Annotated in this window: 12 protein-coding genes and 1 pseudogene; all 13 read right to left on the bottom strand. The window is 50.0% G+C overall.

The window, feature by feature from the left end:
- Nucleotides 1-117: 117 nt before the first annotated feature.
- Nucleotides 118-3,584 (bottom strand): annotated as a pseudogene (gene dnaE, locus J0A65_RS16325) (DNA polymerase III subunit alpha).
- Nucleotides 3,577-4,170: a ribonuclease HII gene (gene rnhB, locus J0A65_RS16320; protein WP_206595388.1), complete on the bottom strand. Its 594-nt coding sequence runs from the start codon at nucleotides 4,168-4,170 to the stop codon at nucleotides 3,577-3,579. Before rnhB ends, dnaE begins: the two are co-directional and overlap by 8 nt.
- Nucleotides 4,160-5,311 carry a lipid-A-disaccharide synthase gene (lpxB, locus tag J0A65_RS16315; RefSeq protein WP_206595387.1) on the bottom strand — a complete coding sequence of 384 codons (1,152 nt, stop codon included), beginning with the start codon at nucleotides 5,309-5,311 and terminating at the stop codon, nucleotides 4,160-4,162. Before lpxB ends, rnhB begins: the two co-directional genes overlap by 11 nt.
- An 18-nt stretch (nucleotides 5,312-5,329) precedes the next feature.
- The gene (gene lpxA / locus J0A65_RS16310) at nucleotides 5,330-6,100 is read right to left on the bottom strand and encodes an acyl-ACP--UDP-N-acetylglucosamine O-acyltransferase (RefSeq protein WP_206595386.1); all 771 of its coding nucleotides are present in this window, start codon (nucleotides 6,098-6,100) and stop codon (nucleotides 5,330-5,332) included.
- A 3-nt stretch (nucleotides 6,101-6,103) separates the two neighbouring features.
- Entirely contained in the window at nucleotides 6,104-6,550 is a 447-nt protein-coding gene (gene fabZ / locus J0A65_RS16305) for a 3-hydroxyacyl-ACP dehydratase FabZ (RefSeq protein WP_206595385.1), read from the bottom strand.
- 22 nt (nucleotides 6,551-6,572) lie between these two features.
- Nucleotides 6,573-7,598 (bottom strand): UDP-3-O-(3-hydroxymyristoyl)glucosamine N-acyltransferase, encoded by a 1,026-nt coding sequence (gene lpxD, locus J0A65_RS16300; protein ID WP_206595384.1) that lies wholly within the window; start codon nucleotides 7,596-7,598, stop codon nucleotides 6,573-6,575.
- 11 nt (nucleotides 7,599-7,609) lie between these two features.
- Entirely contained in the window at nucleotides 7,610-8,128 is a 519-nt protein-coding gene (locus tag J0A65_RS16295; protein WP_206595383.1) for an OmpH/Skp family outer membrane protein, read from the bottom strand.
- 50 nt (nucleotides 8,129-8,178) lie between these two features.
- The gene (gene bamA / locus J0A65_RS16290) at nucleotides 8,179-10,641 is read right to left on the bottom strand and encodes an outer membrane protein assembly factor BamA (RefSeq protein WP_206595382.1); all 2,463 of its coding nucleotides are present in this window, start codon (nucleotides 10,639-10,641) and stop codon (nucleotides 8,179-8,181) included.
- A gap of 53 nt (nucleotides 10,642-10,694) precedes the next feature.
- Nucleotides 10,695-12,047: a sigma E protease regulator RseP gene (gene rseP / locus J0A65_RS16285; protein WP_206595381.1), complete on the bottom strand. Its 1,353-nt coding sequence runs from the start codon at nucleotides 12,045-12,047 to the stop codon at nucleotides 10,695-10,697.
- Nucleotides 12,047-13,231, bottom strand: coding sequence for a 1-deoxy-D-xylulose-5-phosphate reductoisomerase (ispC, locus tag J0A65_RS16280; RefSeq protein WP_206595380.1), 1,185 nt, complete (start codon nucleotides 13,229-13,231; stop codon nucleotides 12,047-12,049). The genes rseP and ispC overlap by 1 nt, the downstream gene beginning before the upstream one ends.
- Complete coding sequence (locus tag J0A65_RS16275) at nucleotides 13,231-14,094, bottom strand: phosphatidate cytidylyltransferase (protein WP_206595379.1); 864 nt, start codon at nucleotides 14,092-14,094, stop codon at nucleotides 13,231-13,233. The genes ispC and J0A65_RS16275 overlap by 1 nt, the downstream gene beginning before the upstream one ends.
- Before the next feature lie 19 nt (nucleotides 14,095-14,113).
- Nucleotides 14,114-14,839: a polyprenyl diphosphate synthase gene (gene uppS, locus J0A65_RS16270; protein ID WP_206595378.1), complete on the bottom strand. Its 726-nt coding sequence runs from the start codon at nucleotides 14,837-14,839 to the stop codon at nucleotides 14,114-14,116.
- A gap of 34 nt (nucleotides 14,840-14,873) precedes the next feature.
- Nucleotides 14,874-15,431 (bottom strand): ribosome recycling factor, encoded by a 558-nt coding sequence (gene frr, locus J0A65_RS16265; RefSeq protein WP_206595377.1) that lies wholly within the window; start codon nucleotides 15,429-15,431, stop codon nucleotides 14,874-14,876.
- Nucleotides 15,432-15,442 lie beyond the last annotated feature (11 nt).

Raw genomic sequence — 15,442 nt, 5'->3', positions numbered from 1 at the left:
CACTACCTTTTATGGTTATTTGGCTCCCGGCATTCCCGGTCAGCCCTAAATTCTATGGATGAAACCGGCCCTTGACCAGCTTCATAGGTATTTTTTGTCGTTTTTCAAGCGCTGCTATCAGTGAAAGGTCAAACTTACCTGTTCTTCACCCAGTGTTACCCGCAAGTCGTAGAGTAATTCATCTTGAGGTACCACATACCATTGCGCCCCCACCATAAGCGTGGCACTTGCGTCGGGGTGGGTATAGCACAACTGAATCGGACAGGCTCCGCCCTGATATTGGCTGAGCAGCGTCTTAAGTCGGCCCACATTGTCGGCATTACACCATGCCTGTTCCAACTGAAGGACAATAGCCCTGGCATTTTTTTCTCGCGCCTGGACAATATCCAATACATCGCGGGCCGTCATTGTATTGCCCCCGGAATATTCATCAAAGCTGACCTGTCCGGAGATAACCAGGATCCGATCTTTTTCCAATACGGCCTCAAACTGCTCAAACATATCCGGGAAGAAACGCACATCCAGTCTGGCACTCTTATCATCCAAAGTAACAATAGCCCAACGGCGCCCTTTCTTGTTCACCATTACCCGCATATCGATCACCAGCCCCACCGCGGTAACACTGCCGTCTCGCGGAGTCGGCTTGACATCCACCAGTCGGGTTTTGGTGTAATGCTTAAGCTCTTTTTGGTACTGATTAATAGGATGGCCGGTCAGGTACAGCCCCAGCGTTTCACGCTCACCTTCCAGCCATACTTTTTCCGCCCATTTAGGCACATCGGCAAAGGCTTGCTCTACCGCTTCAGGCTCGGTGGTGAGTAAACCGAACATATCACTCTGACCAAAGGATTCAGCCTTGGCATGTTGATCGGCAGCAGCAATGGCTTCCGGCAAGGTTGCCATCAAGGATGCACGGTGCGGCCCAAGATTATCCATGGCGCCGGAATAAACCAGCTTTTCCAACACGCGTTTGTTGACCTTCTTCAGGTCAACCCGGGCGCAGAAGTCAAACAAATCACTGAATGGTCCATTTGCTTCACGCGCTTCGATAATGGCTTCAATGGGACCTTCACCCACCCCTTTAACTGCACCAATACCATATACAATCTGGTTCTGTGGATTTACCGTAAACTTGTACAGGCCGGTATTCACATCCGGTGGCAACACTGTCAGTTCCATGCGCTGGCACTCGTCCACCAGGGTCACTATCTTGTCGGTGTTGTCCATATCCGCTGACATCACCGCAGCCATAAACTCGGCGGGATGATGGCGCTTCATCCACAGTGTTTGATAAGACACCAGAGCGTAGGCGGCGGAGTGTGATTTGTTAAAACCGTAGCCAGCAAATTTTTCCACCAGGTCAAAGATCTTCATCGCCAGGTTGCCGTCGATGCCGTTATCTTTTGAACCGCCTTCGAAAGTGGAGCGCTGCTTGGCCATCTCCTCGGGTTTTTCTTACCCATGGCCCGGCGTAATAAGTCGGCGCCGCCCAGGCTGTAGCCTGCCATCACCTGAGCAATCTGCATTACCTGCTCCTGGTAGAGGATAATGCCGTAAGTGGGCTCCAGAATTTCTTTCAAGCACTCGTGCTGATATTCTGCATCCGGATAAGAGATTTCTTCACGACCGTGCTTACGGTCAATAAAGTTGTCCACCATGCCTGACTGCAAAGGTCCAGGGCGGAACAAGGCCACCAAGGCGATAATATCTTCGAAGGTATCTGGCTTTAGGCGCTTAATCAGATCCTTCATACCGCGCGATTCAAGCTGGAACACCGCGGTAGTTTCGGCGTTTTGCAGCATCTTATAGCTAGGCAGGTCATCCAAAGGAATGGCTGTGATATCAATGTCCAATCCCTTGGTTTGTTTGACCATATCCAGTGCCCACTGAATAATGGTCAGGGTGCGCAGCCCCAAGAAGTCAAATTTGACCAGTCCAGCCGTTTCTACGTCGTTTTTATCAAACTGGGTAACCGGGTTTCGGCCTTCATCATCACAATACAGCGCGGCAAAATCGGTAATTTTGGTTGGCGCAATTACCACCCCACCGGCATGTTTACCAGCATTGCGTGTTACACCTTCGAGAGTACGGGCCATATCAATCAGATCCCGCACTTCCTCATCCTGGTCGTACAACTCAGGCAACCGTGGCTCAACTTCAAAGGCTTTAGCCAGGGTCATGCCAGGGTCACCTGGAATCAACTTGGAAATTCGGTCCACAAAGCCATAGGAGTGCCCTAATACCCTGCCCACATCCCGCACCACGGCTTTGGCCGCCATAGTACCGAAAGTGATAATCTGAGATACCGCTTCACGGCCATACAACTCGGCCACGTGGTCAATAACTTCATCCCGCCTGTCCATACAAAAGTCGACGTCAAAGTCGGGCATGGACACCCGCTCAGGGTTAAGAAAACGTTCGAAAAGCAGGTCGAACTCCAGCGGATCCAAGTCGGTGATCTTCAGTGCATAAGCCACTAGTGAACCAGCACCTGAGCCCCGCCCTGGTCCAACGGGAATACCGTTGTCCTTACTCCACTGGATAAACTCCATTACGATCAGGAAGTATCCAGGGAAACCCATCTGGTTGATAACCTGCAGCTCAATAGCCAAACGCTCGTCATACTCGGGGCGCTTCTCAGCTCTAAGCTGCGGATCCGGGAACAAAAACTCCAGACGCTCTTCCAAACCTTCCTCGGATTTTTTAACCAGGAAGTCTTCAATACTTAAATCACCGGTGGGGAAATTTGGTAGGAAATATTCACCTAAACGTATGGTTACATTGCAACGCTTGGCAATTTCTACCGTGTTTTCCAATGCCTCGGGAATATCAGCAAAAAGCGCTGCCATTTCCTCAGCACTGCGCAGGTATTGCTGCTCGCTATAACGCTTGGGACGACGGCTGTCTTCGAGGGTGAAACCATCATGAATACACACCCGCACTTCATGTGCGTCGAAGGCTTGTGGTTCAATAAAGCAGACTTCATTGGTAGCCACCACCGGCAGACCATAGCGCTCTGCCACGTCGATGGCGCGATGCAGATACTCGTCTTCACCGGCACGACCGGTGCGCATCAATTCAAGGTAATAAGCGTCAGAGAAATGTTGCTGATAAAAATCCAGAATATGTTGCGCCATATCCTGATTACCCTTGGTCAGCGCGATCCCCAGATCCCCTTCCCGTCCTCCGGATAAGATCAGCACCCCTTCGCGATGCTCCACCAACCAGCTTTTATCCACAACAGGTCTATCCGGGTGAAAGCCGCGCTGATAGGCGCGGGAAATCAGCAAAGTGATATTTTGGTATCCAGCATTATTGCTGGCCAGCAGGGTCAGGCGAAACAGCTGATCTTCAAGCTCGTCGCTTTTAACCCAAATATCGGCTCCCACAATCGGCTTTATGCCTAGCGCATGGGCTTCACTGTAAAAGCGCACCAGACCGCAGAAATTCATCTGATCGGTAATGGCCACTGCTGGCATATTCAGGGCTTTGACTTTCCCTAAAATAGGTTTGACCTTATTCAGACCATCGCGCATAGAAAAATCACTATGTACGCGCAGATGCACAAATTGCGGATCAGCCATGCAAGACTCCCTGCCGACTGGCAAGCGCCAGTTGTACCGGTTTGAAACTAATGCGGTGCAGCGGCGTAGGCCCAAGCTCAGCTAACTTTTCTAAATGCAGTGCAGTGGGATAACCTTTGTGTTTGGCGAATCCATAATCGGGATAAGCGGCATCCAGTTCCTGCATTTCGGTATCACGGGTCACCTTCGCCAGAATAGACGCTGCGGAAATAGCCGCTATCAGCCCATCACCTTTTACCACGGCTTCACTGGAATAACGCCAGGGTGGACAGCGGTTACCATCCACCATCACATGCTCAGGCTGGATTGCCAGCCCCTCAACAGCACGGGTCATAGCCAGCATAGTGGCATGCAAGATATTCAACTGGTCAATTTCAGCCGGGGTTGCCCTGCCGATACACCAGCACAGTGCCTTCTCACGGATTTCGTCCACAAGACGCAAACGTTTTTTTTCTGAAATGGCTTTGGAATCAGCCAACCCGACAATGGGACAAGCAGGATCTAATATTACCGCGGCAGTAACTACGTCACCCACCAGTGGGCCACGGCCGACTTCATCGACCCCGGCAATTAATCTATTTTCCATGGGATTCAATCAAACTCATGATGGCATCAGCCGCACGTTCATCGGCGTTTAACTTAAGCTGTTGGTGAATGGCGGTAAATTTCGCCTGTAAGGCGGGGGCGCCATCTTTCAGCATCGGTTCGAGAATATCTGCCATCCTGCCGGGTTCCACCTCATCCTGCAACAATTCCGGTACCAGAGCTTCTCCAGCGAGCAAATTGGGCAGTGAAAAGAACTTAGCCTTTACCATCCGCTTGGCAATCTGATATGTCAGCCAATTGAATTTATACGTCACCAACATCGGCTTTTTGCACAGCATGGCTTCCAGTGTGGCAGTGCCTGAGGCCAATAAAATGGCATCGGCCGCTGTCATGACATCGCGGGATTGACCATCGACAATCTGAATATCCACCTGACTGTCGGTTTGCGTCAAATAGCGTTCAATCTGCTCACGTCGTCTGGCATTGGCGGCAGGAAGTAACACCTTCAAACCCGGCAAAGACTGTTGCAAACGCGCGGCAGTCTGCACAAATGGTGCCAGTAGCAAATTAACTTCGCCGCCACGACTGCCGGGTAATAGCGCCAATACCTTATCGCCCTGCTCTACACCCAATCGTGCTCGTGCAGCTTGCGTATCAGGCTCAAGGGGTACCGCATCGGCGAGGGTATGGCCAACAAATGTGCAAGGCACCTGATGCTTGTCATAAAACGCCTTTTCAAATGGCAGCAGACTCAGTACCAGATTGGTGGCCTTGGCTACCTTAAACACCCGTTTTTCGCGCCAGGCCCAGATAGTCGGGCTGACATACTGGACAGTCCGAATACCGGCAGCTTTCAAACGCGTTTCTAAACCCAGATTAAAATCCGGGGCGTCTATACCCACAAACAGGTCCGGCGGATTGGCAATGAAGTGCTCAGCGACCGACTTACGTATATGTAATAAACGCCGGATACGGGATAGCACTTCCACTAATCCCATAACAGACAGTTCTTCCATATCGAACAGCGACCGACAGCCCTGCTCTTGCATACGCGGACCGGCAATGCCTTCAAACTGAATATCGGGATGACGTGCCTTAAGCGCTTGAATTAGACCGGCACCAAGAATATCGCCGGAGGCTTCTCCGGCGACGATACCAACTCGCAAAGGGGTTGAAGACATGAAATAAATGCTTGGCAGTTAGCGAACAATGCCTCTGGGTGAGTTAGCGACGAAATCCGCCAGTATCTGCACCTCAGGGGTTGTTTTCGCCATTTCGTTCAATTCCACCAGGGCCTGCTCTACGGTATTACCATTGCGGTACAGTACCTTGTAAGCTCGGCGAACCTGCAAAATGGCTTCTTTGGAGAAACCGCGACGACGCAAGCCTTCCGAGTTAATGCCATGGGGCGTGACATTCACCCCGCCAACCATGACGTAAGGCGGCAGGTCTTTGACCATAATTGAACCGGCGCCAACAAAACTGTGGGAACCGATATGGCAGAACTGATGCACTCCGGACATGCCGCCCAGAATTACCCAATCACCAACATGCACATGACCCGCAGTACTGGCATTGTTAGCGAAAATATTATTGTCGCCAATCATGCAGTCATGAGCGACATGCACATAGTTCATAAACAGATTGTTAGAGCCAATGCGAGTCAGTCCCTGGTCCTGGATGGTGCCTCTGTGTACCGTGACGCATTCACGAAACACGTTGTTATCACCGATTTCCAGACGAGTAGCTTCACCTGCATATTTCTTATCCTGACAATCCTCACCTATGGAGCTAAATTGGAAAAAGTGATTCGCTTTACCAATTTTGGTTGGACCTTTGATCAGGACGTGAGATTCAATGCGGGTATCGTCACCGATCTCTACATCAGCTTGAATAACCGAATAAGGGCCTATCTGGACATTCTTACCCAGTTTGGCGCTTGGATGGACAATGGCAGTCTGGTGAATCACCTGTTACATCTTCCTCATTGCACACATAAACTCGGCACTACAGGCCTCCACACCATCCACACTGGCTACACCGGCAAATTTCCAAATGCCGCGCTTTTCCTTCACCAACTTTACATCAAAGTCTAGTCGGTCCCCTGGCACCACAGGACGCTTAAAGCGGGCGTTGTCGATACCAGCGTACAAATACAATTCATCAGAATTCCCAACCGTCTTAAAGCCGAGCACGCCGGCAGCCTGTGCCATTGCTTCGAGAATTAACACACCAGGGAAAATAGGCTTACCAGGGAAATGACCGGTAAAGCAGGGTTCATTAAAGGTAATGTTCTTATAGGCACGAATTGACTCGCCTAAGGTATAGTCTGTCACCCTATCTATCAGTAAAAACGGATAGCGATGGGGCAACAGCTGCATAATTTCTTCGATATCAATCAGATTCAGTTCGTTAGCCAACAGCTTGTCTCCAATGCGCGGGTCAGTCCCGCTCAGCACACTTCTTTTCTAAAACTTTGACACGTTGACCAAGTTTGTCCAGGTTACGCACGTTTGCCACCGCCTTGCGCCATTCCTTGCTGCTTTGTGACGGTAAACCAGATGAATACAGCCCGGGCTCGGTAACGCCCTTGGTGACCATACTCATACCGGTAAAATGTACATTATCGGCGATTTCCACATGGCCGGTAATCGCACTCAGGCCACCGATAGTGCAGTTACGCCCAATTCGGGTACTACCACCAATAACGCTGCATCCGGCCATCGCGGTGTTCTCACCAATAACGACATTATGGGCGATCTGGCACTGGTTATCGATAATGACCCCATCGTGCAGAATAGTATCTTCCAATGCCCCGCGGTCCACAGTGGTACTGGCACCAATTTCAACACGATTGCCAAGAATCACGCGACCAAGCTGCGGGATTTTTATCCAGCGGCCGCGATCATTAGCGTAACCAAATCCGTCAGCACCTATTACTGCGCCTGATTGCAACAAGCAATCTTCACCAATTTCAACGTCATGATAAAGGGTGACATTGGCCCACAACTTGGTACGCGCGCCAATCCGGCTGTTACGCCCAATCACACAACCCGCACCGATCTGCACCCTATCACCCAGCACCACACCAGCTTCAATAACGGCATTGGCACCTATCACCACCCCTTCGCCTAACACGGCATCATCAGCGATAACTGCGTTAGGGGAAATACTATCTGCTGCGGCCGGGGTTGTGTCCATCAGTTGGGCAACCAGCGCAAAGCCGACATAGGGATTATCCAATACCAAAGCGGCACATGGGCAATGTGGCAAGTCGTCTTCACCCAGAATGACGGCTGATGCCGACGTGTCAGCAAGTTGGCTACGATACTTGCTGTTAGATAAAAAGGAAATCTGACCTTTGCCGGCCCGGGAAAGGGTAGACACTGACTGGATCATCAGCTCCCCATCCCCAACCAGCTTGGCGCCTAAATGCTGCGCGAGCTCGCGCAAGCTAACTGGCTTCATGCAATGGTCCGTTACTTAATTTTGCTGACCTGATCGATAACCTGTTGTGACAGGTCGTTCTTCTCATCTGCAGTATAGAGCACTGCTTCAGCATTAAGTACCAGATCGTATTTTTCTTTGGCAGCAATGCTGTCGATGGATTGCTTAATCAAACCCAGGATTTTGTTACGCTCTTCCATCTGACGGCGCTGAGCATTTTGCTGCAAAGGCTGAACTTTGGCTTGATAATCGTCACGCAGACTGATCAACTTTGTTTCCAGCTCTTTCTTTTCTTTGTCGCTCATGGTTGCCGCGTCGCGCTGCTGTTTCTCAAGATAATACTTGATGTCTTTTTCCAAACGCGCCACTTCCTCGAACTGATCTTTAAACTCAGTACGGATAGATTCTTGGATCTGGGCGGCTTGGGGAAGAGATTGGAATACGCCCTGAACATTGACAAACCCCACCTTCTGAGCCGCCATAGCAGCAGTACTCATCAAGGAAGTCGCTAAAATTGCAGCGGTCAGTGCACTTTTGTTAAGGGATTTCAAAATAAGTTCTCCTTTAAATCGTCATTATATGCGCTCTTTCGGCGCTGTTATTAGAATGTCTGGCCAATATTGAACGAGAAGAAACGGCTTTCATCGCCATCTTCTTCACGCAGAATCCGCGAGAAACTGAAGATCATAGGACCCATAGGTGACAACCACTGCACAGACACACCGGCAGAGGCACGGAAACGGCCTGGGTCTTCAAAATCAGCAATATTGGCTCGCTGGCTATCGCGAAGACCATTGTAATCAGATAGTCGGAACTCAGTGTCCCACACATTACCCGCATCAACAAACAGACTGGTACGCACAGAGTTATTAAACTCTTCGTCAACAAAAGGTGTTGGGACTATCAACTCAAGACCAGCCAAGGCTAATGCATTGCCCCCTATGGAGCGCTCAGAGACAACAACGCTGTCCTGATCGGGTCCAAGAGGAATAAGGGTGCCATCCGGTGCGGTAATAGTGGTCGGACGGCGGTAAATAGCACGCGGACCAACAGTGTTGCTCTCGAAACCGCGCAATGAATCACTACCACCGGCACGGAAGTTATCCCAGAACGGCAGAATCTGGTCATTACCGTCAATATCGCCGTAACCATTACCGTAACCCAGCTCTAATCTTGCCAGCACTGACCAACGTTGATCCCGTGACAGCGGGAAGTAGAAACGAGTATCAAAATTCAGCTTGAAGTAATCAACATCAGAAAACGGTGCCGTTACTTTAGCGGTTGCCCGCTGAGAAGAACCGGCAGTAGGGAATATCCCACGGTTCAATGTTGTGCGGCTCCACCCGGCACTGAACTCATAGCTGTTGAACTCAATACCCGCATCCGGATCTTCCGGATCTGAGAATAAATCATAGAAGTTACGAATTTGGTCGTAAGTTTGTAACTGCGAGATCTCGTTATAGCGGTAAGTAAAACCGAAATTCAGGCGGTTATATTCGTTGACCGGATAACCGAAGTTAGCCCCTAGTCCCCAGGATTTATTTTTATATTGCACCAGGTTGGCACTGCCGGCATCAAAGTCAGAATAGAAAATCGTGCCGCCCAGGCTGATGCCATCTATGGTGAAATACGGATCGGTATAAGAGATAGTGGCACTGCGCTGATAGGAAACCGTATTCAGATTAAGTGCCAGGCGTTTACCTGTACCCAGGAAGTTATCCTGTTGAATGCCCGCCTGCAAACTCAGCTTAGTGCGGTCACCGTAGCCGATACCGGCGTTAAATGAACCTGATGGTTGCTCTTTGACCTTAAAGTCAACATCCACCTTGTCCTCTTCGCCCGGCAGCCTGATGGTATCAAACTCGACCTCTTCCACGTAGGTCAAGCGCGACATATGGCCTTTAGAAGCCTCCAGGGCAACGTTAGACAGCCAAGCCCCTTCCATCTGTCGAACTTCACGTCGTAACACTTCATCTGCGGTAACCTCGTTACCCTGGAAGTTGATACGGCGCACATAGATACGTTTGCCTGGATCAACCGATAAAGTCAGCTTAACGGTTTTATCCTCGTCATTAATCTCTGGAATGGTCGTCACGGTTGGAAAAGCGTAACCAAAGCGCCCCAGGTACTTGCTGATGAACTCTTCGGTATAAGTCACTTCTGCCAGGTTATACATTTCCCCGCTACGTAGCGGTAGGATTTGTTTGACAAAGTCTTCCTGGCCAAGTAGATCGCCCACCAGCTCCACGTCTGAAACTTTGTACTGTTCACCTTCAGTAACATTCAGCGTGATGTAAATACCTGATTTATCAGGTGTCATAGACACCTGAGTAGAATCCAGGTTGTATCTCAGGTACCCCCTGTCCATGTAATAACTGCGCAGAGTTTCCATATCACCGGTCAGCTTTTGCTTCTGATAACGCGTTTCAGACAGGAAGTCCCACCAAGGTGTATCAAATTTCAGCTCAATTTGATCCATCAGTTCTCCGTCTGAGAACTTGTCGTTACCCACTACGTTAATCTGACGAATCTGTGCTGCATCGCCTTCTTCGAAAGTCAGTTTTAAATCGACCCGATTACGTGGCAATGGCGTGATAATGGCATTCACCTCTGCATTGTATTTACCAATGCTGTAATAGAAATCTTTTAAGCCATTCTCAATGGAGGTAAGAACCGTCTTATCCAGTGGTTCACCTACCCGGACCTTACTGTCATCCAGACTTTGCTGTAACTGCTCATCCTTAATATCTTTGTTGTCTTCAAAAGTGATATTGCTGATGGTCGGACGCTCTTTCACCTGAACCACCAAAGTACCGCCATCTCGCAGTACTTTAATGCTCTCAAAGTGCGTAGAGGAATACAGTGAACGGATAAGTTGTGACACACGGAAGCTATTTAAGCGATCGCCCACTTTTACCGGCAGATAGGTCAGTGCAGCACCCAGCGCGACTCGCTGCAGACCTTCGACCTTAATATCCTCAACGATAAATTCACTGTCGTTGTTGGCGGAAGCTTGTGATGCGGTGGCCAGCATTAAGGCTGCAATTAGAGGTTTTAACTTCATTTACTATTATTCTTCCAAACTTCTGGGTTTCGCTGAATGCCTTACAAGGCAGCCTACAAGCGAGCTATATCATTGACGATGGCTATCGTCATCAGTAGCAACAGCAATGCTCCACCGATGCGAAACCCTATTTCCTGAACCGATTCCGGTACCGGCCTACCCGTTAAAAGCTCAATAAAATAATAGAGTAGGTGTCCGCCATCAAGTACTGGCAACGGTAAAAGGTTAATGATCCCGAGATTCACACTAATCAACGCGAGAAAGCTCAGAAAATATACCAGTCCATATCCGGCACTGGCCCCCGCCCCTTGGGCTATGGAAATCGGACCACTAAGGTTTTTAACCGACACATCGCCACTAATCAGTTTACCTATCATTTCTACACTCAACACCATCCAACGCCAGGTCTTATCGGCCCCTTCGACTAAGGCACCGACTGGCCCATATTGGTGTGTGAAACGATAGGATTCCGGCCATGCATCCATGGTTGGCACTACGCCAAGATATCCTTGCGAGCCATCTTGCCCTTCGCGTTCACCTAACCGGACATCAATACGTGTTAAGTAACCGTCACGTTCCAGTGCAAAAGGTAAAACCTGATTGGGATGTGCACCAATCAAGTCCACTATTTGTTCCCAATTTTGCACGGGAGTTCCCTTTATCTGGACAATTTTATCGCCGGCCTTCAATCCCGCGAGCTTTGCTGGCGAGTCGTCAGCGACTTGTGCAATAACGCTTGTAATAGCCGGACGGTATGGTACCAGCCCCATGCTAATAAGTGCAGAATCTTTGTCGGGGTCAAACTGCCACTGACGAAGGTCAAAATTCAGACTCAATTTCTGCCCGGAATCAGGCCAGATAGCCTCCACCGTCATGTGTTCCTTACCGATGTGTGACACTAACTCCAGATTAACCGCTTCCCAATCTGGAGTCTCACGGCCACCGACATGGGTAATCTGCATACCTGGTTGCATATAAGCGCGGGCGGCAATGGACTCTTTAGGTACTTCACCGACAACAGGTTTCACCGTTTCCACGCCCAGCATATACATAAATGTCAGAGCAAGGATGGCGAACAAAAAATTGGTTATTGGACCGGCAGCAATAATAGCGATGCGTTTGTAAACAGACTGGCGATTAAAGGCGCGAGGCAAATCGGCATCCGATACCGGTTCCACCCTTTCATCCAACATTTTCACATAGCCGCCCAGCGGGATACCGGCTAACACAAACTCGGTGCCATGACGGTCAACTCGACGCCACAACGGCTTACCAAATCCAACCGAAAAACGCTGAACCTTAACGCCACACCAACGCGCGACGATGAAGTGCCCCCACTCGTGCACCGCGACCAGAATGCCCAGTGCAATAACAAAAAACAGCAGATTATTTAAGATAGACAACATCACCCCTGCCACCTGGTAACAAGAGATTTGGCTAATTCACGGGCCTGGCTATCTACTTTCAATACAGTGTCGATATCGTTTAACTCTGTGGCATTAATGGATTGCAGAACTTGTTCATTCAAGCCGGCAATTTGGGTAAATCGAATACGTCCTTGCAAGAAGGCGTTCACCGCAACTTCATTGGCGGCATTCAAACTGGTGGTGGCATACTGCCCCGCCTGACATGCATCAATAGCCAACTTGAGGTTAGGATAACGCGTATAGTCTGGATACTGAAAGGAGAAATCCGCCAAGCTGGCAAAATCCAGCGGCGCTACACCAGCTTCGATACGATCCGGATAAGCCAGAGCATGAGCAATAGGCGTACGCATATCCGGATTCCCCATCTGTGCCAGCACTGAGCCATCCTGATACTGCACCATGGAATGGATCACGCTTTGAGGATGAATAACTACCTGGACCTGCTCGGTCGTTAAACCAAACAACCAGCACGCTTCAATAAACTCCAACCCCTTGTTCATCATGGTGGCCGAGTCCACCGAAATCTTGCGTCCCATGCTCCAATTTGGATGCTTGCAGGCCTGCTCCGGCGTTACGTTATCCAACTCGCTTAAGGCTGCGTTTAAAAATGGGCCGCCTGAACCAGTGAGCAAAATCTTGCTGATGCCCGAAGACGCCGGACTACCATAAACGTAATCATGAGGAAGACACTGAAATATCGCGTTATGTTCGCTGTCGATGGGCAGCAAAGTGGCCTGATGTTCATGCACTGCCTGCATAAACAATCGCCCCGACATAACTAAGGCTTCTTTATTGGCCAGTAAAACACGTTTACCTGCTTGAACCGCGGCTAAGGTTGGCAACAACCCGGCCGCACCAACTATTGCGGCCATTACCATGTCAATATCGTCATGTCCGCTGACAAAGGCTAAAGCTTCCTCACCGGCTAACACCTCACAGGCAAGGCCGGCGTCAGCAGCAAGCTTTGCCAATGCTGAATAATCTTGTTTGTCTGCCGCGACTAAATAGCGAGGTTTATGCAATTGGGCCTGTTCAACCAGCAGAGTTAAATTGCGATGGCCAGTTAATGCCAGCACCTCGTAGCGTTCCGGATGACGTGCCACCACATCCAGGGTACTTTGCCCTATGGAACCCGTAGCACCGAGCACACAAAGCCGTTGCATCAGGTCATCCAAATAACGTAGCAAAGGGCAAATACAGGGAAAGCCGCCGTCAGGCTGTCAATCCGGTCTAAAATGCCACCATGGCCAGGTAGTAAAGTGCCGCTGTCCTTACAGCCGACACAGCGCTTAAACATACTTTCATTTAAATCGCCAAGGGCTGACACACCGACGGTCAAACCGCCAATCAGAATATGTGTCCAGATCATGCTGGCATTGACCTGATAATGCAGGGCGGCAAAACCTATGATGGCCGAAGACGCCGCGATCCCCCCCAACAAACCTTCCAGGGTTTTGCCGGGAGAAACATTAGGGCGAAGCTTATGGCGGCCAAATTTGACGCCGACAAAAAACGCACCAATATCAGCAGCCCAAACAATGCCCAACACGTAGAAAATCAACGATGCCCCATAGAAGGGGTCAATGTCGTATAGTTTGGTACGCAGCGTGACGATTGCGACCCAGGTGGGAATTAAGGTAAGCAGGCCAAACAAGCCGCGAATAGGTACACTGTTTCGCCACATGCTGGTGTAACGAGGGTAAGCAATAATCATCGCCAGCGCCAACGCCCACCACGCAGCAGCAACCGATAGAATCCAGAAGTAAATCGGACTCAATTGCCCCTGCACCCAGATTTCCTCAGTAGGAATAGACCAGGTCAAAGCAACACAGATACCCATAACCAGCAGCGTATACAGCCCTTTGGCTTTGCGACTGGCAAGACTCATTAAATTGGCCCATTCCCAGGCCCCTAAACCAACAATCAAGCCGATACAAAGCTCGAAGCCGGTTAAGGGCAGGAACAGGATGGCACCAAGCGCCAGGGGGGCCAACACCAAAGCGGTGATTATACGTTGTTTTAGCAAAGGGTTGATCCTCGGAACGTCATGCCTCTATCTGTTCACCTGTCTTTCCGAAGCGCCGTTGGCGCGCAGAAAAATCGGCGACAGCCAGCTCGAATTCCTCTTCATTGAAATCCGGCCACAGGGCTGACGTAAAGTAGAGTTCAGCGTAAGCCAACTGCCAGAGCAGAAAATTGCTCACTCTGCTCTCGCCTCCGGTTCGGATCAACAAATCCAAATCGGCTAAACCTGCCAATGAGGTATGCGCATCGAAACAGGCTTCGTCAATCTGGTCACAGGCAAGCTGCCCGGCGCTGACTTTCTCTGCCAGTTGTTTGGCAGCCTGAACAATGTCCCAACGTCCACCGTAGTTAGCGGCGATGTTAAGTACCAAAGAGCGGTTTTCGGCGGTCAGAGCTTCGGCTTCGCGGATGCGCTCGACCAATTTAGGGTCAAAACGGCTGAGGTCACCAACGACCTTCAGCCTGACATCATTTTTATGCAGGCGTTTCACTTCGCTTTTCAAGACAAGCTTGAACAGCTCCATTAACACACCTACCTCGTCGGCAGGACGATTCCAGTTCTCACTGGAAAAAGCAAACAGGGTAAGAACTTCAATCCCTTTTTTACGCGAATAGGCCACCGCATTGCGCACAGACTCCACCCCGGCCTTATGACCGAAGGTGCGAATCTTGCCACGTTGCTTAGCCCAACGCCCGTTGCCGTCCATAATAATGGCTACGTGCCTTGGAATGCTTTGTGAAGACATACTGAAAATTGCTCCGATAGCGATCTGAAATCGATCAGATTTCCATCAGTTCTTTTTCTTTTTCCACCAGCAGTTGATCTATCTGCTTAATGAAATCATCAGTCAGCTTCTGCACATCATCTTCTGCGCGACGGCCATCGTCTTCACTGATTTCTTTTTCTTTCACCAGGTCCTTGATACCGGCATTGGCATCACGGCGCACGTTACGGATACCCACACGGCCCTGCTCAGCTTCACCTCGAACCACTTTGATAAGGTCTTTACGACGCTCTTCGGTCAATGGTGGCAAAGGAATGCGAATAACCGTACCTGTGCTCATGGGGTTCAAACCCAGGTCAGACTGCATAATGGCTTTTTCCACGGCCTGAGTGGCGGCCTTATCAAACACCGTTAATGATAAGGTGCGAGCGTCCTCGGCTACCACGTTAGCAATCTGACGCAGAGGCGTGTCTGAGCCATAATAAGACACCATGATACTGTCCAGTAGGCTCGGATGCGCACGGCCAGTACGAATCTTACTGAATTGGCTCTTAAGGGCACTAATGGATTTGCTCATGCGCTCTTTGGCGTCGTTTTTAATTTCATTAATCATGCTTTCAATCC

The sequence above is a fragment of the Bowmanella yangjiangensis genome, from assembly GCF_017255015.1.
Taxonomy (GTDB): domain Bacteria; phylum Pseudomonadota; class Gammaproteobacteria; order Enterobacterales; family Alteromonadaceae; genus Bowmanella; species Bowmanella yangjiangensis.
This window is presented reverse-complemented; position numbering and strand designations above follow the sequence as displayed.